This is a genomic window from Fibrisoma limi BUZ 3, assembly GCF_000296815.2.
Taxonomy (GTDB): Bacteria; Bacteroidota; Bacteroidia; order Cytophagales; family Spirosomataceae; genus Fibrisoma; species Fibrisoma limi.
On record NZ_CAIT01000006.1, the window covers coordinates 1,344,609 to 1,368,266 of the forward strand.

Genomic DNA, 23,658 nt, shown 5'->3' on the forward strand with positions numbered 1-23,658 from the left:
GCAAATGGTTTAGTTACAACTCTTTCAACATCCAATAGTCCCGCTGGCGCTCGGAACCAAACTGAAAATAGTGGAAACCAAACCGCTCAAACCCTATTTTTTTATAGAACGACAGGGCGCGCTCATTACGCTCCCATACGCCCAGCCATACCACCCCGCAGGCCTGCGCCCGGGCAGTTTTCAGGCAGTGCTGCATGAGCGCCTGCCCCCGCCCCTGCCCAACATGGGCCTGAAGCAGATAGATGCGCTGAATTTCGAGTGGGTTGCACTGCCGATAGGATTGCGGCATCTGACGCGGGGGCGCGTGGCGACGCAGTTTGGCGTAACCCATCAACTCATTATCCGCTTCGGCCAGGAGGAATGTAGCCCTGGGGTCCTGTAACTCGTGTTCGACAATGGGTAAGGTAAGCGCCTGAGCGATGTATTCGTCCACCAGTTCGGCCGGGTTATGCGGTGGCCCAAACGCTTCGCGCATGGTTTGGACCGCCAGGTCGGTAAGCTGGGGAGCATCAGTCAGTTCAGCCAGTCGTATGTTCATAGGCAGTGGTCAGTAACTCACTAATATAACTTAAAAACCGGCATCTGCGCTATTTTTGCGTCTCGCTTCCATACGCTATGTTTTCATTACGTTACCCGCTGGTACTGGCGTCGGGGTCACCCCGGCGCAAACAACTCCTCACCGACACCGGATTTTCGTTCACCATCGAAACCAGACCCACCGATGAGTTTTTTCCCGCCGATATGCCCGTCGAGGACGTAGCCGAGTACCTGGCCCGCCAGAAAGCCGACCAGTTTCGGGCTGATCTGGGCGACCGACTCGTTCTTTGCGCCGATACGGTGGTCATTCTGGATAACCAGATTCTGAATAAACCCGCCGATGCTGACGATGCCTACCGGATGCTACGGAGCCTCGCGGGGCGGTCGCACCGCGTCCGGACGGGTGTCTGCCTGCTGGCCCCGGATGCAATGCTATCCTTTACGGATGAAACGACTGTTTGGTTTGCCGACCTGACCGATGCCGAAATTGATTACTACATCCGTGTGTGCCGTCCATTCGATAAAGCCGGGTCCTACGGGGCGCAGGACTTTGTCGGGCTCGTGGGCATTTCGCGGCTCGAAGGCTCGTTTTATACCGTTATGGGTCTGCCCACGCACCGGGTGTATCAGGTCCTGAAGCGGTACGCTCTTTAGTCCGGGCAGCTCGAAAATTGCCATCAGGCAGGGTCGTAACCAGGCGGCTGTATATTACAAAAAAGCGTATATTTAGCACTATTTTCACAACAGACTATGCGCTTTTTATACGTTATTGCCTTCTTTTTCCTTATTCCGGCCTTGTCGGCTGTTGGTCAGGCCGTTACGACTCAACCTGCTTTCCCGACCGCCGACGCGGAAGTAACCTTGATTTTTGACGTTTCTCAGGCCAAAGACGGCCGCGCCAGGGGGCTGCTGGGGAAAACCGACGATGTGTACCTCTGGTCGGGGGCAGGCAGCACCGAAACCGGCAACGCGTTCGAGTTTCAGCCGGCCGGGCAGACTGATTTTGCCAAACCCTTCGCGCCCGGCAAAATGACCTCGCTGGGCAACAACAAGTGGCAGATCAAACTTACTCCCCGGACGTACTTCGGAGTGCCGTCCGGGACGCCCATCCGCCGACTGGGTGTGCTGCTGAAAAGTGGCGACGGCAAAGCGCAGACGGAGGATCTATTCGTACGGATTTACGACGGTCGGCTCAGCCTCTCGCGCCTGGAACCTGCAAGCAAGGACTTTTTCATTGCCGCCAATACGTCGCTGCCCGTTCGGTTTACGGCATCCCAGCGGGCCTCATTATCCGTTTTACTGGATGGCCAGTCCGTTGCGTCGGCCTTAGACCGGGATACGCTCCGCGCCACCATCAACACCGGCACACAGACGGGGGTGAAACGTACCGTGATCTGCCGTGCTCAGACTACAACTTCTCCTACGGGCCAGACGGCCGCCGACACATTCTACTTTACGGTTAGGCCGGAGCCGCCCGTCGTAGCCCTGCCGAATGGTCTGCGGGATGGTATCAACTACAGCGCCGACAACCGCGCTACGCTGGTCTTGTACGCGCCAAAGAAGAACTTCGTGTACCTCCTCGGTGAGTTCAACAACTGGACGACTGCGCCCCAGTACCTGATGAACCGGACACCCGACGGCAACCGGTACTGGCTGGAACTGATTAACCTGACACCCGGCCAGGAAGTGGCGTATCAGTACCTGGTCGACGGTACCATCGGCGTGGCCGACCCCTACTCCGACAAGATTCTGGACCGCAACAACGACAAGTTCATTCCGGCGACTACGTATCCCAACCTGAAACCTTTTCCCGAGCGGGCCGTGGGCAATACGGTTTCGGTGCTGCAACCCGCCCAAACGCCCTATGCCTTCCAGACCACGACTTTTCAGCGCCCCGATCCGAAAAGCCTGGTGGTGTACGAACTGCTGGTGCGTGATTTTGTGCAAAACCGCAACTACCAGACGCTCACCGACAGTCTGCCGTATCTGAAACGCCTGGGCATTAATACCATTGAGCTGATGCCGATTATGGAGTTTTCGGGTAACGACTCCTGGGGTTACAACCCGATCTTCTATTTCGCTCCCGACAAGGCCTACGGCACAAAAAATGACCTGAAACGGTTCATCGACGCGGCTCACAAACAGGGTATCGCCGTCGTACTCGACATGGTGCTGAACCAGGCCGACTACGAATTTCCGTACGTGAAAATGTACTGGGACGGTACGCAGCCCTCGGCCGACAACCCGTATTTCAATCAACAGGCTACGCACCCGTTCAGCGTGTTTTTCGACTTCAACCACGAAAGTACCGATACCAAAGCCCTGGTCGATCGGGTGTGCCGCTACTGGTTACAGGAATACAAATTTGACGGTTTCCGCTTCGACCTCTCCAAAGGCTTTACGCAGAAAAACACGGGTAGCGATGTGGGAGCCTGGAGCGCCTACGACGCCAGCCGGGTAGCCATCTGGAAACGGATTTACGACCAGATCCGCTCCTACGACCCCACGGCCTACATCATTCTTGAACACTTCGCTGATAACCAGGAGGAGAAAGAACTGGCCGACTACGGCATGCTCTTCTGGGGCAATCACAACGGACAGTACCGCAATGCCGCCAAAGGCGTTACGGCCGGCAGCGACTTTTCGGGCATTTCGTTTAAAGCCCGCAACTGGCAGAAACCGAACGTAGTGGGTTATATGGAAAGCCACGACGAAGAGCGCCTGCTGTTCGATGTACGGCAGAACGGCCGCGCCCAAGGGTCGTACAACACAAAAAATCTGCCGACCGCCCTCGACCGGGCCAAGCTGGCCGCGGCCTTTTTCCTGCCGGTGCCGGGCCCCAAACTCATCTGGCAGTTTGGCGAACTGGGCTACGACGTATCCATCGACGAGAACGGCCGGACCGGCGCGAAACCCGTGCGCTGGGAGTACCTGCGCGACCCGGACCGGTTAAAATTATTCGACGTTTATAGCGAACTGATCAAACTTAAACAGACCCAGCCGGTGTTCTCAACCGAGGACTATTCGGTTTCGTTCGATGGGCCGGTGAAGCGCCTGACCTTGCGGAGTTCTGCTGGAACAGCGTATATCATTGGCAATTTTGACGTTGTACCACAAACGGTGGAAGCGGGGCTGCTGGGATCAGGAACGTGGTACGATCATTTTTCGGGACAGGAGGTGAAGGGTATTGGCCAGAACGCCCAACTGGTGCTGCAACCGGGCGAGTTTCATGTATTCAACACGACCAGAACCGCAGCCGCCAAACCGAATCTGGTTCCTTATACGCTCAATTTCCTGACCATTACCGGCGTCGAAGCTGAACCGGTCGATGCCCTTACGATTGGCCCAAATCCGGTCCAGACCGAAGTAGCGGTTAGCCTGACCAACGGCTATCGCGGGGCCGTCGATCTGAAGCTGACCGATACAGGGGGGCGTTTACTTCGCTCGTGGCAGGCAATCAAAGCGGGGAGTCAATGGCACCAAACGCTCACGATCGATACGTTGCCGACGGGGCTTTATTTTCTGCGCATCCAGCAGGGTGACCGACAGATTATCAGAAAATTAGTAAAATTATAGTGCCGCTTGTGGTGTGAGGTTCGGCTGACCTGCCCCAAGCGCACCAACGTTATTGCGGAATGAAGATTTTTTTCAATACGGTTCTCTTTTGGGTGTTGGCTGCGCTGACAAGCCAGGCCCAGATACGGGTGGAAGTCACCCACACCCCTCCGCTTACGCCGGCGGGTAAAGGACTGTATATAGCGGGAGAATTCAACAACTGGGACCCCGGCGATGCCAGGTATAAGCTACAGAAGCAGCCCAACGGCTCCTTTGTGGTTAATTTGCCTGACTCCCTCATGCATTTTGAATACAAGTTCACGCAGGGAAGCTGGGCGCTGGGCGAAGGCGACAGCAGAGGTGGTAAAATAGCCAACCGGGTATACGACCGGGCGAGATTGAGCAACACACCGGGCGTCGACCCGAAGCGGATCCGGACCACAATTGCCGGCTGGGAACAGCAACTGGGCTACCGGTTCGTCGTGACGGATGTGCCGACCAACACCCCCCACGACGCACAACTGTTTATTACTGGCAATTTCACCAACTGGAACCCCGGCAATCCGGACTATCGGTTGCAGAAACAGCCTGATGGTACCTATGCCGTTACGGTCTATTCCAACGCTGACCGGCTTGAGTATAAGTTCACGCGGGGTAACTGGAATTCGGTCGAAGGACGCGAAGTAGGTAAAGCCCGACCGAATCGGGTCGTGTACCGTAAAGACATCGCCAACGAACAGCCGATTGATGTACGCATCATCAGTTGGGAAGATCTGACAGGTACGTTCAACTTCTACTCGATCTACGACCTGCTGATGCTGTTTTCCTGCTTCCAGGGACTGCTCCTGCTTGTCGCCATCCCAACAATTCAGAATTACAACTGGCAGGCCAATCGCCGGCTGGTGTTGCTGCTGGGCATTACGTCGGTCCTGATGGGCGTTCGGGTGATCAGTGGTTTCCGCGACGTAGCGCAGTCTTATACCAAACTGTTGCTGGTGCCGGATTTTATCTGGTTCACCTATGCCCCCCTGTTTTACTTTTACATCCGTAAGCTACTGTTCAATCAGGATCGTCCCGCACGGGGCTGGCAGTATCATTATTTGCCGGCCATCATACAACTGCTGGCATATCTGCCTTATTTCCTGATGGAGAGCAAGGTGTTTCAGCTCAAGGTAGTAAACCAGTCCTGGGACCTTCAGGCGCTCTTTCTGGGCTTTGGTTTCCTGGCGCTGCTCTTTAATCTTCGCTACTGGCTTATGTGCCGGAAGCTGATTCGGGCCTATAAAGAACAGTACCAGACGAGCTATTCCTACGAGCAGAATCTGCAATACCTCGCCAGCGTGCTGAATATCCAGGCCATTTGTCTAACCCTGTGGGCGTTTATGTACGTCATTGTGGGCTTTAGCCGGGTCGTTGACTTCGACGTGCTGTCCATTGCCGAGCGGAATGTAGATGCCATCTGGCTGGTTTTCTCGACCATTACGTACTTCCTGGGCTATGTCGCTATTCACCAGCCGGAGATTTTCAAACTGCCGGAGCCGCTACCGATCGGGTTGTTTGAGCAGGCGGAGCCGCTGCCGGTCGTTCCAGCGCCGGTTCAACCAGTGGCTGAGATTCCCGAAAAGCCCGCTTCCACCCCGCTGGCTCCCCCAGAGCCGGTTCCCGATGAAGACATTCAGCCGCTGAAGGAACAGGTCGAAGCGTATATGAAGCGGCACAAGCCGTACACGAACCCGAACCTGACGATTCACGAACTGGCCACAAAGCTGAAGCTTCAGCCGCACGTGCTGTCAAGGGTGATCAACGACGGCTTCGAAAAAAACTTCTTCGACTTCATTAACTACTACCGGGTGGAGGAACTGAAGAAGCGAATGGACGATCCGCGCTTCCGCAACTACACACTGTTGAGTCTGGCCTTCGAGGTGGGATTTAATTCCAAAACGGCCTTCAACCGGGCCTTCAAGAAGCTTACGCAGCAGACCCCCAGCGAATACTTCAACTACGTGCGCGAGTAGGGTTTCCGTTCATCGAGGCCATGTGTGAGGTCAGGTTCTCAAACCTGACCGGCCGGCCAGCAGGTTGTCCGTTACAAGATTAAAAGAGCACAACATTCATACCGGTTTCACACTGGTACTCTGTTTTGTACCCCAACCCCTGAAGGGGCTTAGCGCTGCTAATCTCAGAGGTCGAGTTAAGCAACGCTAAGCCCCTTCAGGGTTTGGGGTTATGATACGAAAGGCAATTTCAACGTAGTATCCCAGTCGGCCGCGACCAGCCCCAACCCGCCCGTCATTCGCGTACAAAACCATTAATTTTTTAGCTTTTTCAATGACTTATGGTGCCATTTTGTGAAAATGGCACCATAAGTTACCGACGTACTACATTGATACTCAAGGCTTATTTTAACAAAAATTAACAATCGGGGCCCATCTCCACTCCGGGGGCAAAGTGGGACGACCGGCGTTCCGCAACCTGGTACTTTTGTCAGAAATAGTTGACTGGCTTAACTGTCTGATTCAACTCAACTTACTGATTAAATCAATTTTCTAACCAAACTCATGAAGAAACCATCCCTAAAAGCATCCCGACCGGGCAAGACCGTTTATGGTTTTTTCCGACCGGCTGCTTTTGTGTTCGCGCTGTTTCTAAGCCTGACAGCCTGGGCACAGGACGTTACCATTTCGGGCGTCGTGAAAGAAACCGACGGTACACCCTTACCCGGTGTAACGGTTCAGGTGAAGGGCACCAATCGGGGTACCCAGTCCAATGTAGATGGTACGTATCGCCTGACTAACGTCCCCCCTGCTGCCACGCTGGTCTTCAGCTTTATCGGTAAGACCCCGCAGGAAGTAGCCGTCGGCAACCGCACTACCCTCGACATTACGTTGCTCGACGATTCGAAGTCACTTCAGGAAGTAGTCGTGGTTGGTTATGGATCGCAGCGTCGGCAGGACGTAACGGGCTCTATTGCATCAATCTCGACCGAAGATTTCCAGAAGGGGAACATCGTCAACCCTGAGCAGTTGATCCAGGGTAAACTGGCCGGTGTGCAGATTACGCCCCCTAATGGTCAGCCGGGTGGTGGCAGCCAGATCCGGATTCGGGGTGGCTCGTCGCTGAACGCCAGCAACGATCCGCTGTACGTGATCGACGGCGTACCGGTTGATAACAATGGCATTTCGGGGGCCTCCAATCCACTCAGCTTCATCAACCCGCAGGATATTGAAACCTTTACCGTACTGAAAGATGCCTCAGCAGCCGCTATCTATGGGGCTCGTGCCGCCAACGGTGTTATTCTGATTACCACCAAAAAAGGCCGCCAGGGCGACCAATTGCACGTAAATCTGAGCGCATTAGGTTCCGTTTCAACCAATTCAAAGCTCATACCAGTGCTGACGGGCGACCAATACCGCGACATCGTCAACAACCAGATTGGCGCTACGGACGCGCAGAAAGCGCTGCTCGGTACGGCCAACACCAACTGGCAGGAGCAGATTTATCGCACCGCCACCAGCCCGGACATCAACCTGAGCGTAACAGGATCAACCAAAAACATCCCGTTCCGTGTATCGGCCGGTTTCCTCGATCAGAACGGCGTGCTGAAAACGTCGAACTTCAAACGGTATTCGGGTGCCATTGGCCTGACGCCCACGTTCTTCAAGAATCACCTGAAAGTTGACATCAACCTGAAAGGGTCAATCATCGACAACCGCTTTGCCGATCAGGGGGCTATTGGGGCCGCTATTGCCTTCGACCCCACGCAGCCGGTCTACAGCAACCGCGAGGCCTACGGCGGTTATTTCGAATGGCTCGATGCGGCAACCGGCCGCCCGAACACCCAGGCTACCCGCAACCCGCTGGGTCTGCTGGAGCAGCGCTTCGACGAGAGTACCGTCAAACGGAGCTTCGGTAATGTAGTGTTTGATTACAAATTCCATTTCCTGCCCGAACTGCGGGCAAACCTGAACCTCGGCTACGACGTATCATCAAGCGACGGTACCATCTTCGTTCCGGCTACGGCGGCATCGCAGTTTTACCGGGGCGGGTCGAACGAAGCCAGCGGGGTTAACAACATCTACTCGCAGAAGCGGAACAACAAGACGCTGGAGTTTTATCTGAACTACGTGAAAGAGCTGAAGAGCATCGCCAGCCGCGTTGATCTGACGGCCGGTTATTCGTACCAGGATTTCATTCGCGAGCAACCCAGCTATCCCGATCGCTTTGCCAACGGCAACGAGTACGCCCCGGCGGGTATTCCGTTTAAGACGCAGTACACGCTGCTGGCGTTCTTCGGCCGGGCCAACTATACGTTCAAGGACCGCTACGTGCTGACGGCCACCATCCGTCGCGATGCTACGTCGCGTTTCAGCCCCGACAACCGCTGGGGTACGTTCCCCTCGCTGGCGTTCGCCTGGAATGTAAAGGAAGAATCGTTCCTGAAAGACGTGAAGGCGCTGTCGTCCCTGAAATTCCGGGCGGGTTATGGCGTAACGGGTCAGCAGGATTTGCCCTCTACGTTGAGCGACTACCCGTATCTGGCCCGCTACACCATCAGCGATCCTACGGCACAGTACCAGTTTGGCGACGCATTCTACCGTACGCTGCGGGCTGAGGGCTACGACGCCAACATCAAGTGGGAAGAAACATCGGCCATCAACGCCGGTATCGACTACGCCTTCCTGAACGGTCGCCTGTCGGGTAGCATTGATGTGTACCAGAAGAAAACCAAAGACCTGTTGAGCGTGATTCCGGTGCCGGCCGGCTCAAACCTGACGAACCAGATTCTGACGAACGTCGGTAACCTGGAAAACAAGGGGATTGAGTTCGCCATCAACGGCACGCCGATTCAGCGCGAAGGCCTGAACCTGGACCTGGGTTTCAACGTAACGTACAACGAGAACAAGATCACGAACCTGACGAAAGTACCGACGCCGAACGATCCGGGTATTCCGGTGGGTGGCATCGGCGGGGCGACGGGCAATACCATCCAGATTCAGACGGTCGGTTTCCCCACCAACTCGTACTACGTACTAAAGCAGGTGTATGACCAGACCGGCAAACCCCTCGAAGGGCTGTATCAGGACATCAACGGCGACGGCAAGGTGACGCTCGACGACCGGTACCGCTATCAGTCGGCGAACCCGAAAGTGTTCCTGGGTTTCACGACGCAGTTGACGTACCGCAACCTGACGGCCGGTTTCGTGCTGCGCAGCAACCTCGGCAACTACGTGTACAACAACGTCAAGTCGTCGCTGGGTACCTACCAGAGCCTGACGAATTCGCTGAACTTCCTGGCCAACGGTTCGCCGAACCTGCTGGAAACGGGCTTCACCCGTCCCCAGTTTTTCTCGGACTATTACCTGGAGAACGGCTCGTTCCTGCGCATGGACAATTTCAACCTGGGTTACAACTTCGGCAGTCTGTTCAGCGTAGCCGGTAACAAGACGAACCTGCGGCTGTCGGCTACGGCCCAGAACGTATTCACGATTACGAAGTACACAGGTCTCGATCCGGAAATTGCCGGTGGCGTTGATAACAACTTCTATCCGCGGCCCCGCATTTTCTCAGTCGGTGTAAACGTAGGTTTTTAAGCCAGCCAACATAGCGTCTGATTCGCGTGGCCTGAAACCACGGTGACGCGGATCGACCCTCAAACGAATTGCAAACGAAATGAACGCCATAAAACAAATCGCTAAAATCGGATCGCTGGCGCTGGCCCTGACCGTAACGGCCTGCGTCAACGACCTGGATCGCCAGCCGGAATACGACGTAACGTCGGCCTCGGTTTATCAGGATCCGGCCAATTACAAACAGGTGCTGGCCAAGCTCTACGCCGTGCTGGCCGTGAGCGGACAGGCAGGTCCCGCCGGTAAACCCGACATCGGGGGTATTGACGAGGGGTTCTCCAACTACCTCCGTCAGTACTGGATGGCTCAGGAACTGACTACCGACGAAGCCGTGATCGGCTGGAACGACGGTTCCGTGAAAGACTACCACAACATGACCTGGTCCTCCGGCAACGAGTTCATTACGGCCATGTACAACCGGATTTACTACCTCGTTTCCCTGAGCAACGAGTTTATCCGGGAAACGACGGATGCGAAACTTGCCGAGCGCGGCATCACAGGTCAGGCCGCTACCGACGCGAAAACGTTCCGGGCCGAAGCCCGTTTCCTGCGGGCGCTGGCTTATTCCCACGCCCTGGATATGTTCGGCAACGTACCGTTTGTGACAGAAGCTGATGCGGTGGGTTCGTTTCTGCCGAAGCAGATTAGCCGTGCGGACTTGTTTGCCTACATTGAAAGCGAGCTGAAAGCCATCGAAACCGAGCTGGCCAATCCCCGCGCGGCTGAATACGGCCGGGCCGATAAGGCGGCCGCCTGGACGCTGCTGGCACGCTTGTACCTGAACGCGCAGGTGTACACCGGCACTGCCCGCTGGAACGATGTTATTACGTACAGCAACAAAGTGATTCAGTCGAACGCCTACACGCTGGATGCCGATTACAGTAAGCTGTTCCTGGCCGATAATCAGAACTCGAAAGAGATCATCATGCCGGTTACGTTCGACGGTGCCCGTACTAAAACGTTCGGCGGCATGACGTTCCTGATCCACGCGGCCGTGGGTGGCGACAAGATGCAACCGAAGGATTTCGGCATCAACAGCGGCTGGGCTGGACTACGTACCACAAAAGCCCTGGTGAACCAGTTTGCCGACCCGACGGGTAAGGCTGACACGCGGGCGATGTTCTTCACCAACGGCCAGAACCTGGAGATCAACGACATCTCGACGTTCACCGATGGTTACGCCATCACCAAGTACAAGAACATTACGTCAACGGGGAAGATTGGCGTCGACGAAACGTTTCCCGACACCGATTTTCCGCTCTTCCGGCTGGCCGATGTGTACCTGATGTATGCTGAAGCCGTTGTTCGTGGCGGTTCGGGTGGCGATCAGGCCACGGCCCTGAAACTGGTCAATGACCTGCGCCAACGGGCCAAAGCCTCTCCGGTTACGTCGATCAACGCCGACTTTATCCTGGCCGAACGCGCCCGTGAGCTGTATTGGGAAGGCCATCGCCGGACCGACCTCATCCGCTACGGACGGTTCACGACGGCTACGTACCTGTGGCCCTGGAAAGGGGGCGTGAAGGAAGGTCGCGCCGTGGAGAACTTCCGCAACCTGTTTCCGATTCCGGCTTCTGATCGGATCGCGAACCCGACACTTACGCAGAACGAAGGGTATTAATCCGGGCCTGCCCCCTGTCATGTCGACGCACAAGCCTGACAGGGGGACAACAGACCGCTTAAAACGCATACGACATAAACGCTATATGAAATCATTCTTTCAGAAATCCTTGCTCGTAGGCCTGGCTCTGGTCACCCTGAGTGCCTGCGAAAAAGACGAGGAGCGCCTGGTTCTTCAGCCGGAAGGCAACCTCGCCCTGACGGCCAGCGCTACGACCGTTACGCTCACCAGCGATAACGCGGCCAAAGAAGCGATGGCCTTCTCCTGGCCGGCGGCTTCGTTCGGTTACCCAAACGCGGCTGTTACCTACACCGTTCAATTCGACAAGAAAGGCAATGACTTTAAAACGCCGGTAAACGTATCCGTGGGTAATGCCCTGAAATACACCCCGACGGTGGCCGACCTGAACGCCACGCTGATCAAACTCGGCTTAACGCCGGGAACGGCCAGCGCTGTAGACGTTCGGGTAAAATCGGATCTGGCTACGTTCACCGAGCGCCCTGCCGGTAATCCGCTGCCATCTGTATTTTCCAATGTCACGTCGCTGACCGGTACGCCCTATCGGGTGGTACTTGAGTACCCATCGCTGTGGGTGCCGGGCGACTACCAGGGCTGGGCACCGGATAAAGCGCCTAAAATTGCGTCGGTGAAAAGCGATGGCGTTTACGAGGGTTACGTCTATTTTCAGAAAGCCTCACCCTTCAAGTTCACGCCTGCACCCAACTGGGATAACGACTACGGCGATGCTGGTGCCGGTAAGCTGAAAGCCAAAGGTTCTGACCTGAAAGTAAGCGAAACAGGCTATTTCCTGCTCAAAGCCGACCTGAACGCGTTGACCTGGAGCGCTACCAAAACGAGCTGGGGAGTAATCGGTGCGGCAACGCCTAAGGGCTGGGACGCCAGTACGCCCCTGACCTACGATGCTGCCACCGGTACCTGGCAGGCTACGCTCGACCTGAAAGCCGACGAGCTCAAGTTCCGCGCCAACGATGCCTGGGATATTAACTTTGGCGACGGTGATACTAAAAACGGCAAGACTGCCGACGGCACCCTCGACTACGGTGGCGATAACCTGAAGGTGACAACAGCCGGCAAGTACCTGATTACGCTGGATCTCAGCCAGGCCGGCAACTACACGTATACACTCAAAAAGCAGTAACTGGCTTTACTTTTATCGGCATAGCTAAGGACATTCTGCTTTCGCTATGCCGATTTTTTATGCCTTTTTCTCTATGACTTATATCCGAATTTTTCTGTTGTGGTGCCTGCTGGCGTCAGGCGCTTCGGCACAGGTGACCAAACCGTCTGTATCCGCTACCGGCCGCACGGGTGTACATTACGAAATCTTCGTCCGATCGTTCGCCGACTCCAACGGCGACGGTATCGGCGATCTGAACGGCGTTACCTCCCGGCTCGACTACCTAAAAGACCTGGGCGTATCGGCCCTGTGGTTGATGCCCATCAACCCCTCACCGACCTACCACAAGTATGACGTAACAGACTACTACGGTATCGACAAGGAATACGGTACGATGGCCGACTTCAAACGCCTGCTGGCCGAAGCCCACAAGCGGAACATCAAGGTCATCATTGATTTTGTGATCAACCACAGCAGCAACCAGCACCCGTGGTTCACGGAGGCAGCGTCCAGCCCAACGGCGGCCCACCGCAACTGGTACGTCTGGATGACCCAACGCCAGATCGATTCGCTGAATCTGGCCACGCGTGAAGCCACCGCCGATTCGGGTGAGCGTAGCCCCTGGCACGTAGCGAACGCCAACGATCCGGCTAAATACTACGGCATGTTCTGGCGGGGTATGCCGGACTTGAACTACGACGAGCCGGCTCTTCGTCAGGAAATCTACAAAGCCGGCAAATTCTGGCTGTCGGACGTGGGCGTTGACGGCTTCCGGCTGGATGCTGCCCGGCACATCTACCCCGATCAGGAGGAGCCCAAAAATCACGCGTTCTGGCAGGAATTTGGCCGCGAAATGGCGTCCGCAAAACCGAATGTGTACACGGTCGGCGAAGTCTGGACAACGGCTGAAAAGATTGCTCCGTATTTTAAAGGCTTAACGGCGAACTTCAACTTCGACCTGAGTTTTGCGTTGCAGAAGCTTGCCGCCCAGGAAGCTGACACGGTGGGTGTTGTGGCCATGCTGGCTCGCAACCGGGCTATTTTTGCCAACGCCAATCCACAGTTCATCGACGCCACGATGCTGACCAACCACGATCAAAACCGCATCGGCAGCGTCCTAAAGGGTAATCTGAACCACGAGAAGGTAGCGGCCTCGCTCCTGCTGACCTTGCCCGGCAACCCATACATTTACTACGGTGAAGAACTGGGTATGCTCGGTCGCAAACCCGACGAAACCATTCGGGAGCCATTCCTGTGGACTGAACGTAGCCAGGACAAGCAGCGGACGCGCTGGATGAAGCCACGGTTCACGACCGACTCGACCGTGGCACCGCTGGCTCGTCAGCAGGCCGATCCGAATTCACTCTACAACCACTACAAACGGCTGATTCGCTTCCGCAACAGTCATCCGGTGTTGAACGATAACCTGAGCCAGTTGGTACAGACCGGCATTCAGCAGACGGGCGTTGTGGCCTTTGTTCGTCAATCCGGCAACAAATCCGTACTGGTGGTGCAAAACCTGACCGGCAAGCCGCTGGACGTAGCCCTGACGCCAAACGAGCAGGCGTTCCGCCGGGTTATTTTCCAGACAACGACGGGTGCATCGCTCAAAAAGTCAACGCTAAGCGTACCAGCTTATGGCTGTGCGGTTCTGGAGTAGTAACGTAGCAGGGGGTTGGGTGTAACACGCCAAAGAAAATTAGAACTATTAATAGGGATTAAGTTACCCAATAAAAATAGCTAACCCCATCGGGGCGGCCTAATCATTGTAGGCCGCCCCGATGGGGTTAGCTATTTTTATGCACTTGTTTCTTTTTACAGGCTGCACCTATGGCGCTATTGATAGTAGCACCAACATTGGCACCTGCCTGACCAACGAACTCAATTTGCCCGTACAGAGTTGAAAAATAATACATCTCATTCATGCAACCTGAATCAACAAAACCCGTCGAGCATGCAGGTACCGGCCAGACGGGCGTTCACTACGAGATTTTTGTACGCTCGTTTGCCGACTCCAACGGCGACGGTATTGGCGACCTCAACGGGGTGACAAACAACCTCGACTACCTGAAAGATTTGGGCGTATCGGCCATCTGGCTGATGCCCATTAATCCGTCACCGACTTACCACAAGTACGACATCACGGACTATTACGCCATTGATCCTGAATACGGCACGATGGCTGACTTCAAACGATTGCTGGCCGAAGCCCACAAACGCGATATTGCGGTTATTCTGGATCTGGTGATTCACCACACCAGCATCCGGCACCGGTGGTTTCAGGAAGCCGCCAAAGGGCCGGACAATCCGTACCGACACTTTTACAAATGGCTGACGCCCGCCCAAATCAAAGCCCGTAGGCTGGCCACCCGCGACATTACCGCCGACTCGGCCGAGCGAAATCCGTGGCATAAAGCGCCCGGCGACCCTTCGCCCGAGAAATACTACGGTATGTTCTGGAGTGGCATGCCCGACCTCAACTTCGACCACCGGCCCGTTCGCGAAGAAGTCTTTAATATCGTGCGTTTCTGGCTCAACGACGTAGGTATCGATGGCTTCCGGCTCGATGCGGCCCGGCACCTGTACCGGGAAGCCGAAGAACCAAAAAACCACGAGTTCTGGGAGGAATTTGGCCAGGTAGTCGAAGCCGCGAAGCCCGGCGCTTACGCCGTCGGGGAAGTCTGGACCCGGCCGGACCGGATCGCGCCTTACTTCAGAGGACTGAAAGCCAACTTCAATTTTGACCTGCGGCTCGCTATCGAGGAGATCGTACGCGGGGAATCCGACACGGAAGATCTGCTTACCCTGTTGCACACGTCCCATAGTGCGTACGAAAAGGTCAATCCGCGGTTTATTGATGCCCTGATCCTCTCCAATCATGATCAAAACCGCATAGGTAGTCTGCTGAAGGGAAATCTGAATCACCTGAAAGTGGCGGCTTCGCTCCTGCTGACCCTGCCCGGCCTGCCGTATCTGTACTACGGCGAGGAGATTGGCATGCTCGGCCTGAAACCAGACGAGTACATCCGCGAACCATTCCTGTGGAATACCCGCGATAAAGACCGGCAACGAACCCGCTGGCGTCGGGGTAAGTACACCAGCAGCCGGACCGTTCAGCCGCTGGCCCTGCAGCAGGCCGACCCGAATTCGCTCTACAACCATTATAAACACCTGATTCAGTTCCGCAACAGCCATCCGGTGCTGAACGATAACCTGAGTCGGCTGGAGCTGACCGGCATTCGTCAGCCGCAGGTTGTCGCCTTCGTACGTTCGTCGGGCCAGCAGCGCGTACTGGTCGTCCACAACCTGACGGGCCAGCCGGTGGAAGTCGTTTTTTCACCAGACGAAGTTTGGATGAAACGACTTGTTTTCCAGACTGTTCACGGCACCGAACTCGCCGGTGATCGTGTAACCGTACCGGCTTATGGCTGCGTCGTGCTGGACTGATTGTTTCCTCCAGCGGGCGAATTAATTCGCCCGCTGGTAAAAAACAGCGAGTCGTCGCATTATCTTTGCCCAATTTTGTCCGACTCGCTCCCATGGCCCAATCGACCCGTCGAACCGCCCTCAGTGTCCGCCATTTACTAGGCATTAAAGATCTAACCGAAGCTGATATCCAACTCATTCTGGAGACAGCGAAAGAGTTCAAAGACGTCATCAACCGACCGATCAAGAAGGTGCCGTCGCTCCGCGACATCACCATCGCCAACGTTTTTTTTGAAAACTCGACCCGTACCCGCCTGTCTTTCGAGTTGGCCGAAAAGCGTCTTTCCGCCGATGTAGTCAATTTTTCGGCATCCGGCAGTTCGGTCAAAAAAGGCGAAACCCTGCTCGATACGGTCAACAACATCCTGGCCATGAAGGTCGACATGGTGGTGATGCGGCACAGTAGCCCCGGTGCCCCGCACTACCTGTCGAGCCGCATCAAAGCGAACGTCGTTAATGCCGGCGACGGTACCCATGAGCACCCGACTCAGGCGCTGCTGGACTCTTTTTCAATCCGCGAAAAACTCGGCGACGTAGCAGGCAAGCGAGTGGCTATAATCGGCGACATTACGCATTCACGGGTGGCTTTGTCGAACATCTTCTGCTTGCAGAAACAGGGCGCGGAGGTGATGGTCTGCGGTCCTACGACGCTCATTCCTAAGTACATCAACTCGCTTGGCGTTAAGGTTGGCCACAACGTCCGCGAAGCCCTGGCCTGGTGCGACGTAGCGAACGTACTGCGCATCCAGCTCGAACGGCAGCAGATCAAATATTTCCCTTCCCTGCGCGAGTACTCGCTGTACTACGGTATCTCCAAGCAGATGCTCGACGACCTCGACCGGCCAATCGTTCTGATGCACCCCGGCCCCATCAACCGGGGCGTTGAGTTAACGTCCGACGCGGCCGATTCAACGCATTCTATCATTCTGGATCAGGTCGAGAACGGTGTAGCCGTGCGGATGGCGGTGCTGTACCTGCTGGCGCAGTTGTAGGTAATACCCCTGAAGAGAGCTTGTCTGGATGTGGTGTCAGGTTCGGAACCTGACACCACATCCAGACAAGCTCTGCTCAATTACACCCGGATTTTCGTTATATTTGGTCAAACGCAGGATTGGCCATGGATCTGGAACTTCGCACGCTGCACCCGCCCCGGTATCGGGAATTTGACGACGATTTCTTTTTCGAGTTGTGTCAGGCAAACGAAACGACGAAGCTGGAGCGGGATGCCAACGGAAACATCATTCTTATGCCCCCACCGGAACGGAAACAGGATGTTATAATGCCGATTTATCTGGCGAAATCTGGACTTGGAATCGCAATACCAAACTTGGGTACGTATTTGACTCATGCACTGGCTTTAAACTGCCCAATTCGGCGGTTCGCTCGCCGGACGTAGCCTGGATCACCAAAGATCGGTGGGATGCCTTATCTGAACAGGACCGGCAGAAATTTGCCCCGACTTTGTGGTTGAAATCCGTTCCAGCAGTGACGAACTGAAGGCCCTGAAAGATAAGATGGAAGAGTACCGCGATAACGGCTGCCGCTTAGGCTGGCTGATCGACCGCATCGGCAAACAGGTATTCATCTATCGTCGGAACGGTTCTATCGAAATCAAAGAAGGGTCGACCGTTACGCTCTCCGGCGAAGATGTGCTTCCGGACCTAACCATGCAGGTAAATCTGTAGTGCAGTCAAGGCGAACAAATCCGCGAACCGTACTGTTAGCTACGTATCGACCCGTTTACGACATACTCCATGAAAGGCTTTCAGTTTTCCGAATTCATACCCCCTGAGCAGAAGGAAGGCGGCAAGTTTGACCAACTGCTCAACATCTTCCAGCAATTGCTACTGCTAACGTCGGGCGACGTCGAACAGGCAATGGCCTGGATGAACCAGCTCGACCGGCAATACGGCCTCACCGACGATCAGTACGGTATGGGCAACTTCTTCGACGACCTCAAAGAAAAAGGCTATCTGACCGAAGATAACGAACAGGGCCGTATCGTGATGACGCCCAAAAGCGAGCAAACCATCCGCCGGTCGGCGCTCGAAGAGATTTTTGGTAAACTCAAACGCTCGAAGTCGGGCGGTAACCACAACACCCCTTACACCGGTACCGGCGACGAACTGAGCAGCGACCTTCGGACGTACCAGTTTGGCGATACGCTCGAACAGATTTCCATGACCGAATCCATCCGGAACGCTCAGATTAACAGTGGCGTTGAGGAGTTCACACTCATGGAACGCGATCTGGAGGTGACCGAGAAAGAGCAGAAAACGCAGACCTCGACGGTGTTGATGATCGACATCAGCCACTCGATGATTCTGTACGGCGAGGACCGCATTACGCCCGCTAAAAAGGTAGCCCTGGCGCTGGTGGAACTTGTTAAGCTGAAATACCCGAAAGACACGCTCGATATCGTTGTTTTTGGTAACGACGCCTGGCAGATTCAGGCCAAGGATTTGCCGTATCTGGAAGTTGGTCCGTACCACACCAATACGGTGGCCGGTCTGGAACTGGCGATGGACCTGCTTCGTCGGCGGAAGAACAAGAACAAGCAGATCTTCATGATCACCGACGGCAAGCCGACCTGCCTGAAGGAAGGGATCAAGTACTATAAAAACAGCTTCGGTCTCGACCGCAAGGTGGTCAGCAAAACCCTGACCCTGGCTGCGCAATGCCGTCGGCTGGATATTCCGATCACTACGTTCATGATTGCCAGCGATCCATACCTGAAACAATTCGTACAGGAGTTCACGAAGGTCAACAACGGCCGGGCCTACTACAGCGGCCTGCAGGGCTTAGGCAACATGATGTTCGAGGACTTCCAGCGCAACCGCCGGAAAAATATTAAGTAAATCAAAGCTTAAGCTCATATTTGAGAGTCCCATAGATACACCGCAACAAATTGTATTCCTGCTTGGGAGAATTTCAGCGTTCACTTTTCTTGTCCTTTTTACTCAGAACCGTCCAATTAAAAGCGAAAAGAAAATGAATAACTTAACAACTGCTGAACAGAATAATTTTCAAGTACCGAACAGATTATTAAGTATTCTTAATTCTGTGTCAACTGCATGTACTGCAAGGGCGGTATGGGCTTAAGCTAAATTTTTTTGTAGTGAAAATGCATTTTAAGGTCAAAAACAAAGTCGGGGCTCAGGTTCCGACTTTGTTTTTGCTTCCCAAACGTCGTTCAGTGCAGTCGACGTGGTGTCGGTTTCTCAAAACTGATGAGTGCGGGTTCTCAAACCCGCGTCTGAATACGGTCGGGGTTGACACAGCACGAACCAGGCCCGTCAAAGTCGGAACGCTGTTCGCCACGTTGCTTTTATTGTTTGTCATGATCACTCAAACAACCGGCCAGTCGCTTACGGACTCCCTAACCGCTTACTTGCGCCGATTACCGACCAATGCTCAAGTCAGCGTAGCCGTCGAGTCGCTGGCCGATAGTACCCGTTCCTTCCACCACCAGGCCGATGAACGCGTTCCATCGGCCAGCCTCATCAAGCTTCCCATCCTGATCGAAGCCATGGAGCGCATCAAGGCCGGCCAGCTCGATCCCGACGAGATCCATATCCTGACGGACTCCGAAAAAACGGGCGGTGACGGCATTCTTAAAACCTACTCGCACCGCAGCCGCATCGCCTACCGCGACATTATCCGGCTCATGATGATCCACAGCGACAATACGGCCACGAACATCCTGATCAACGAACTGGGCATGAACGCCATTAATCAACGGATTCGGTCGCTGGGTCTGGCAAAAACCCAGCTCAACCGCGTAATGATGGATACTGCAGCGGTTCGGCAGGGGCGCGAGAATTACGTTACGGCGCGGGAGATGAACCAACTGCTGACAAAAATCTACCAACACCAAATTGCGACGCCCGCCCTCTGCGACCAGATGCTCGACATTCTTAAGCAGAACGAAAACCGACAGACGATCCCCCGTTTGTTGCCCAACACCGTAGTTGTAGCGCACAAGACCGGTATCCTTAGCTACGTCCGGGGCGATGTAGGTATTATCTATGCTCCTCAGCCCTTTGTGCTGTCGGTACTGGTCCAGGGTGTATCAACTGCTGAGGCAGAGCGCATTATCAGTGAGATTGCCCTGATGTGTTACAACCATTATAAAGGGTAACTTTTTTAGCGCTTAATGTTTCTTACTACACCCAAAAATTTATAGCATTGTGGTAATCTCAACCCTCCAACTTCTTCGTTGTGAAACACGTCTTGCTGCTTCTCATGCTGCTTCTGGCTGCGCCGGGGTTTGCTCAGTCACTGAAAACAGTTAAAGAAAAAAGTCGCTATCTGACAGAAGAATACAGCGTACTGGCCGATAACAAAGCTGTTCGGTCGGGGCCTTACAAGAAGTACTTTCGGGAAGGCAACGTACTGCTCGAAGAAGGTCAGTACGAGAACAACCAGCGGGTTGGCCAATGGAAGTTCCTGGCAAACGGTAAGGAAGAACTCGTGCATGATTACACCGCCAAAAAAGTCATAGTCAACACCCGCAAAAATCCGAGTTCCGTCGGGCTGATCCAACAAGCTGACTCTCTTGCAGCAGTTGAGCTTGAGCAGCCGCCCCTTTATCTGGCCAGCAGTCAGCAGGTTTTGGGCATTTTGATGCGCGAATCCAGACTCCCCCTCAATCTGATGAAAGCGGGCACTCTGGAAGCCTCTTTTCGAATTGCAGCCACCGTTTCGCCCAGCGGTGCCCACTATCGAATTATACCTTCAGTTCAGGATAAAGAATTCACTACGTTATCTCGGGGGGCGGTTCAGCTTGCCTTAAACGAGGTTGAATGGGTACCCGCCGTTTATCAGGGACAGTCCGTTACGTGTATCTACACCCTGGAGCCAATCATTTTGCATGGCGTTGCGGTGAGTTCAACGATTGTGCGATAATGAAAACAAATGACCGAGTTGCTTAACTTTCGCTTTACCAGGGACAGACCGTGGCCGCTCAGTATCCAATCAGACCCTTTACCATCCAGCGGTCTGCCCCAGACTACCGCATGCGTGATTACTGACTGTACCGATGACAACCTTCGCCGATAAGGCCATTTCGTATTACTCCTCGCTGGAAGCTCCAGCCGGCCTGCCACCCGGCATTGGTGTCATGAACCCGTATCAGGAACCGGAAGTGCAACGTATTGTGCGGGAGTTCTTCACCAAATTCTACAGCGACACGACTCCGCGCGTCTACGTACTGGGTATTAATCCCGGCCGGTTCGGTGCGGGCGTAACGGGCATTTCGTTTACCACACCCCAGAACCTCGACCGATACTGCGGCATTCCGAACAGTCTGCCGCCAACACCCGAGTTGTCGAGTCGGTTCATTTACCAGATCGTCGAAGCGTTTGGCGGTGCCGAAGCCTTTTACGGGCAATTTTTCCTGACGTCGCTGTTTCCGCTGGCGCTGGTTAAGAAGGGCGACAACGGTGCCCCCAAAAATTACAACTTTTACGACGATCGGCAGACGACTGAAACTCTCTGGCCCGCCATTACCGACACCGTACGTACGCAGCTTACCTTTGGGGCCGCCCGGCACGTGGCCGTTTGTCTGGGTCGTAAAAACGAAACGTACCTGCGCCGACTCAACGACCAGCAAGGCTTCTTCGGCCGGATCGTTACGCTCGATCATCCTCGTTATATTTTGCAGTACCGCAGTAAGGAAACTGCGGCTTACATCGACCGCTACATCCGTACGCTGGCCGACTGTCTTGCTTAAAAACAAAGACAGCCCCACAATGAGGCTGTCTTTGTTTTTCCATAATTCAGCTACTTACGCGCGCTTAAACTCAATTGTCATTGTAAATTTCTCGTTGACGCCATCGCCGTCGAGGTCTTCTTCGATGGGCGAGCTCCACTGCATCGTGTTGCCGTCAACGCTCAGATCGTACGTTTCCGGGCCATCGTCGTCCGTAACCGTAATCTTATTGCCATTCACTTTCCATTGTGCGTTGTTGGCGGCCGGGTTAAAATCCTCGGCATCCTCCGACTGGCACTTGGGCGACGTAGTACCCGTGATCTTACCGTTACCGTTGAACGTAATTTTGATGTCCGTCAGGCAGGCAACGAGTTCGGCACCACCAGGAATCGTTTTGATCAGGTCCAGGTAATCTTCGGTCTGTTTACCATCGGAAAGCTTCATGCCGGAGATTTTCCAGCTTCCCTCCACCGAATTTGGCTTCACCGGTTCGGTACCACCATTGTCATTCTTACAGCTTGCAAACCACAGGGGCATTGCCATTACGAGAGCCCATGTCAGCAGCCGGGCCGGGTTCATTAGTTTCATTGAACGTTAAAAAAGTAATTGTGAATGATGAGATACGGCACAAAAGTAGAGACAGGTTCAGGAACGGCCCGCCATCTACCGTACGAACAGTAAGAACTGCTTGCTGAACTGTCAGATATACGCTTTGAATTGATAGATCATCATGCGTAAAGACTATCACTTTATGCCTATCAGCGGTACGCTTCCGGTCGGCCAACGGCGATATACTACGCCCTTCTACCACTCATTTCCGTGTTTAGGCGGATAAGGAGCCCTATCGGGGCTTTGGGAAAAAGAAAAACTCTGCGTTCTTTGCGAAACGTTTATGTGTCTGTTTTCTTCAGGAGCTCACAAATTGCTACGAACACCAACATGCTCATTACAACTACCTCAACTATTGAAGGGAAACGCATTTCAAAATACATTGGCCTTGTCAACGGGGAGGCCATTATTGGTGCCAATCTGGTAAAGGATTTCTTTGCCGGTATTCGCGACGTCGTCGGGGGCCGATCGGGGGCGTATGAGCAGGGGCTTCGTGAAGCCAAGAGCATTGCGATCAAGGAAATGATCGACCAGGCGCAGCGGCTTGGCGCTAATGGCATTATCGGGGTCGACCTCGACTATCAGACCATTGGCGGCAACGGCACTATGCTGATGGTCAGTTGCAACGGTACGGCGGTTGTGATGGAATAACGCTATAAAAAAACGGACCGGCGCTACAATCCTGTCGTAAATAATCGTAATTTTGCGCCTTCAATCAGAAAATTGTTAGCATCAAATTGATATGGGAGTAACGGAACTGAAACGGAAGGGTCGCAAGAATCGCGCCCGTGCGAATAACGCTACGCAGCGCATCAAGCAGCTGCTGAGCAAGCCAATCGTCAAGAACGTAGACGTAGAGGCTATCAAAGCTTCATTCGCCGAGAAACAAGCCTAAGCGATAGGTAAATTGTAAATTCGCTGCAAGCGAACTGACCCCGCTGCGGATTGGCCACTGGTATTTATACCCCACCCTTAGTCGGTGGGGTTTTCCGTTTTTTAGACACGAACTGACGTTCCTGCTTTTTGAGTTGCCGACGCACAAACCGGCGGTAATCCAGTTGCACCCGGTACCGCACTGCCTGCCCAAACAACGCCAGACCGCCGTTGATGAGAATCAAACCATAAGTCCCCCATAGAAACCACTGTCGAAACGGCTGACCGGTATGTTTCGCCTGCCCCGCTTCACTAAATACGCATAACCCAGCCCCAATCAGTGCCAGACTAACCGGAGCCAGAATAAGCCATTTGGTGCGCGTGCTCATCCGTTTTATTAACCGGCGGCCGGGTGGTTTTGTATAATTAGCCATGCTATCGCTATTACTTCGAGGAATTGAATTCATAACGTTAACCCATTTGAGTTTGTTAACATTCG

The 23,658-nt window shown here is 54.3% G+C and carries 19 protein-coding genes and 1 pseudogene; 17 read left to right on the forward strand and 3 right to left on the reverse strand.

Going from position 1 to position 23,658, the window contains the following annotated elements; all coding sequences use genetic code 11:
* Positions 1 to 13: 13 nt before the first annotated feature.
* The gene (locus tag BN8_RS13615) at positions 14 to 538 is read right to left on the reverse strand and encodes a GNAT family N-acetyltransferase (protein WP_009282469.1); all 525 of its coding nucleotides are present in this window, start codon (positions 536 to 538) and stop codon (positions 14 to 16) included.
* A 77-nt stretch (positions 539 to 615) separates the two neighbouring features.
* Here BN8_RS13615 and BN8_RS13620 point away from each other — a divergent pair, with 77 nt between their 5' ends.
* From BN8_RS13620 to BN8_RS13685, 15 genes and pseudogenes are all read left to right on the forward strand, one after another.
* Positions 616 to 1,191 (forward strand): Maf family protein, encoded by a 576-nt coding sequence (locus tag BN8_RS13620; RefSeq protein WP_009282470.1) that lies wholly within the window; start codon positions 616 to 618, stop codon positions 1,189 to 1,191.
* 96 nt (positions 1,192 to 1,287) lie between these two features.
* The gene (locus tag BN8_RS13625) at positions 1,288 to 4,113 is read left to right on the forward strand and encodes an alpha-amylase family glycosyl hydrolase (protein WP_009282471.1); all 2,826 of its coding nucleotides are present in this window, start codon (positions 1,288 to 1,290) and stop codon (positions 4,111 to 4,113) included.
* Positions 4,114 to 4,172: 59 nt separating this feature from the next.
* Positions 4,173 to 6,107, forward strand: a complete 1,935-nt coding sequence (locus BN8_RS13630) for a helix-turn-helix domain-containing protein (protein WP_009282472.1) — start codon at positions 4,173 to 4,175, stop codon at positions 6,105 to 6,107.
* 543 nt (positions 6,108 to 6,650) lie between these two features.
* Positions 6,651 to 9,683 (forward strand): SusC/RagA family TonB-linked outer membrane protein, encoded by a 3,033-nt coding sequence (locus BN8_RS13635; protein ID WP_009282474.1) that lies wholly within the window; start codon positions 6,651 to 6,653, stop codon positions 9,681 to 9,683.
* A gap of 79 nt (positions 9,684 to 9,762) precedes the next feature.
* Entirely contained in the window at positions 9,763 to 11,340 is a 1,578-nt protein-coding gene (locus BN8_RS13640) for a RagB/SusD family nutrient uptake outer membrane protein (RefSeq protein ID WP_009282475.1), read from the forward strand.
* A gap of 85 nt (positions 11,341 to 11,425) precedes the next feature.
* On the forward strand, positions 11,426 to 12,499 hold the full coding sequence (locus tag BN8_RS13645) for a SusE domain-containing protein (protein WP_040005797.1): 1,074 nt from the start codon (positions 11,426 to 11,428) through the stop codon (positions 12,497 to 12,499).
* A 73-nt stretch (positions 12,500 to 12,572) separates the two neighbouring features.
* Positions 12,573 to 14,138 (forward strand): alpha-amylase family glycosyl hydrolase, encoded by a 1,566-nt coding sequence (locus BN8_RS13650; RefSeq protein ID WP_051041082.1) that lies wholly within the window; start codon positions 12,573 to 12,575, stop codon positions 14,136 to 14,138.
* Positions 14,139 to 14,401: 263 nt separating this feature from the next.
* Positions 14,402 to 15,925, forward strand: a complete 1,524-nt coding sequence (locus BN8_RS13655) for an alpha-amylase family glycosyl hydrolase (RefSeq protein ID WP_009282480.1) — start codon at positions 14,402 to 14,404, stop codon at positions 15,923 to 15,925.
* 92 nt (positions 15,926 to 16,017) lie between these two features.
* Positions 16,018 to 16,956: an aspartate carbamoyltransferase catalytic subunit gene (locus BN8_RS13660; protein WP_009282481.1), complete on the forward strand. Its 939-nt coding sequence runs from the start codon at positions 16,018 to 16,020 to the stop codon at positions 16,954 to 16,956.
* 125 nt (positions 16,957 to 17,081) lie between these two features.
* Positions 17,082 to 17,360: a protein of unknown function DUF820 gene (locus BN8_RS33600; RefSeq protein WP_009282482.1), complete on the forward strand. Its 279-nt coding sequence runs from the start codon at positions 17,082 to 17,084 to the stop codon at positions 17,358 to 17,360.
* Positions 17,264 to 17,649 (forward strand): annotated as a pseudogene (locus BN8_RS13665) (Uma2 family endonuclease). Before BN8_RS33600 ends, BN8_RS13665 begins: the two are co-directional and overlap by 97 nt.
* Before the next feature lie 69 nt (positions 17,650 to 17,718).
* Positions 17,719 to 18,822 carry a vWA domain-containing protein gene (locus BN8_RS13670; RefSeq protein ID WP_009282484.1) on the forward strand — a complete coding sequence of 368 codons (1,104 nt, stop codon included), beginning with the start codon at positions 17,719 to 17,721 and terminating at the stop codon, positions 18,820 to 18,822.
* Positions 18,823 to 19,304: 482 nt separating this feature from the next.
* A complete protein-coding gene (locus BN8_RS13675) occupies positions 19,305 to 20,105 on the forward strand; it encodes a serine hydrolase (RefSeq protein WP_040006075.1) in 801 nt (266 codons plus the stop codon).
* Between the two features lie 80 nt (positions 20,106 to 20,185).
* Positions 20,186 to 20,872 (forward strand): toxin-antitoxin system YwqK family antitoxin, encoded by a 687-nt coding sequence (locus BN8_RS13680; protein ID WP_144051660.1) that lies wholly within the window; start codon positions 20,186 to 20,188, stop codon positions 20,870 to 20,872.
* A 133-nt stretch (positions 20,873 to 21,005) separates the two neighbouring features.
* Positions 21,006 to 21,698, forward strand: a complete 693-nt coding sequence (locus BN8_RS13685; RefSeq protein WP_009282487.1) for a uracil-DNA glycosylase family protein — start codon at positions 21,006 to 21,008, stop codon at positions 21,696 to 21,698.
* A 54-nt stretch (positions 21,699 to 21,752) separates the two neighbouring features.
* On the opposite strand, the gene BN8_RS13690 is transcribed toward BN8_RS13685, so the two are convergent.
* Entirely contained in the window at positions 21,753 to 22,265 is a 513-nt protein-coding gene (locus tag BN8_RS13690; protein WP_009282488.1) for a lipocalin-like domain-containing protein, read from the reverse strand.
* Positions 22,266 to 22,616: 351 nt separating this feature from the next.
* Between BN8_RS13690 and BN8_RS13695 the strand changes: the two genes are divergently transcribed.
* Together BN8_RS13695 and BN8_RS33295 are read left to right on the forward strand one after the other, a co-directional pair.
* On the forward strand, positions 22,617 to 22,937 hold the full coding sequence (locus BN8_RS13695) for a heavy metal-binding domain-containing protein (RefSeq protein WP_009282489.1): 321 nt from the start codon (positions 22,617 to 22,619) through the stop codon (positions 22,935 to 22,937).
* Positions 22,938 to 23,028: 91 nt separating this feature from the next.
* Positions 23,029 to 23,181 carry a hypothetical protein gene (locus tag BN8_RS33295; protein WP_009282490.1) on the forward strand — a complete coding sequence of 51 codons (153 nt, stop codon included), beginning with the start codon at positions 23,029 to 23,031 and terminating at the stop codon, positions 23,179 to 23,181.
* A 64-nt stretch (positions 23,182 to 23,245) separates the two neighbouring features.
* On the opposite strand, the gene BN8_RS13700 is transcribed toward BN8_RS33295, so the two are convergent.
* The gene (locus tag BN8_RS13700) at positions 23,246 to 23,593 is read right to left on the reverse strand and encodes a hypothetical protein (protein ID WP_040006076.1); all 348 of its coding nucleotides are present in this window, start codon (positions 23,591 to 23,593) and stop codon (positions 23,246 to 23,248) included.
* Positions 23,594 to 23,658: the final 65 nt, after the last annotated feature.

What these genes read in the sequence shown, in the direction of transcription:
- BN8_RS13620 (WP_009282470.1), top strand. Translation starts at nt 616, where the DNA reads ATGTTTTCATTACGTTACCCGCTGGTACTGGCGTCGGGGTCACCCCGG.
- BN8_RS13645 (WP_040005797.1), top strand. Translation starts at nt 11,426, where the DNA reads ATGAAATCATTCTTTCAGAAATCCTTGCTCGTAGGCCTGGCTCTGGTC.
- BN8_RS13670 (WP_009282484.1), top strand. Translation starts at nt 17,719, where the DNA reads ATGAAAGGCTTTCAGTTTTCCGAATTCATACCCCCTGAGCAGAAGGAA.
- BN8_RS13650 (WP_051041082.1), top strand. Translation starts at nt 12,573, where the DNA reads ATGACTTATATCCGAATTTTTCTGTTGTGGTGCCTGCTGGCGTCAGGC.
- BN8_RS13690 (WP_009282488.1), bottom strand. Translation starts at nt 22,265, where the DNA reads ATGAAACTAATGAACCCGGCCCGGCTGCTGACATGGGCTCTCGTAATG.
- BN8_RS13675 (WP_040006075.1), top strand. Translation starts at nt 19,305, where the DNA reads ATGATCACTCAAACAACCGGCCAGTCGCTTACGGACTCCCTAACCGCT.
- BN8_RS13700 (WP_040006076.1), bottom strand. Translation starts at nt 23,593, where the DNA reads ATGGCTAATTATACAAAACCACCCGGCCGCCGGTTAATAAAACGGATG.
- BN8_RS33600 (WP_009282482.1), top strand. Translation starts at nt 17,082, where the DNA reads ATGGATCTGGAACTTCGCACGCTGCACCCGCCCCGGTATCGGGAATTT.
- BN8_RS13635 (WP_009282474.1), top strand. Translation starts at nt 6,651, where the DNA reads ATGAAGAAACCATCCCTAAAAGCATCCCGACCGGGCAAGACCGTTTAT.
- BN8_RS13630 (WP_009282472.1), top strand. Translation starts at nt 4,173, where the DNA reads ATGAAGATTTTTTTCAATACGGTTCTCTTTTGGGTGTTGGCTGCGCTG.
- BN8_RS33295 (WP_009282490.1), top strand. Translation starts at nt 23,029, where the DNA reads ATGGGAGTAACGGAACTGAAACGGAAGGGTCGCAAGAATCGCGCCCGT.
- BN8_RS13695 (WP_009282489.1), top strand. Translation starts at nt 22,617, where the DNA reads ATGCTCATTACAACTACCTCAACTATTGAAGGGAAACGCATTTCAAAA.
- BN8_RS13655 (WP_009282480.1), top strand. Translation starts at nt 14,402, where the DNA reads ATGCAACCTGAATCAACAAAACCCGTCGAGCATGCAGGTACCGGCCAG.
- BN8_RS13625 (WP_009282471.1), top strand. Translation starts at nt 1,288, where the DNA reads ATGCGCTTTTTATACGTTATTGCCTTCTTTTTCCTTATTCCGGCCTTG.
- BN8_RS13615 (WP_009282469.1), bottom strand. Translation starts at nt 538, where the DNA reads ATGAACATACGACTGGCTGAACTGACTGATGCTCCCCAGCTTACCGAC.
- BN8_RS13685 (WP_009282487.1), top strand. Translation starts at nt 21,006, where the DNA reads ATGACAACCTTCGCCGATAAGGCCATTTCGTATTACTCCTCGCTGGAA.
- BN8_RS13640 (WP_009282475.1), top strand. Translation starts at nt 9,763, where the DNA reads ATGAACGCCATAAAACAAATCGCTAAAATCGGATCGCTGGCGCTGGCC.
- BN8_RS13660 (WP_009282481.1), top strand. Translation starts at nt 16,018, where the DNA reads ATGGCCCAATCGACCCGTCGAACCGCCCTCAGTGTCCGCCATTTACTA.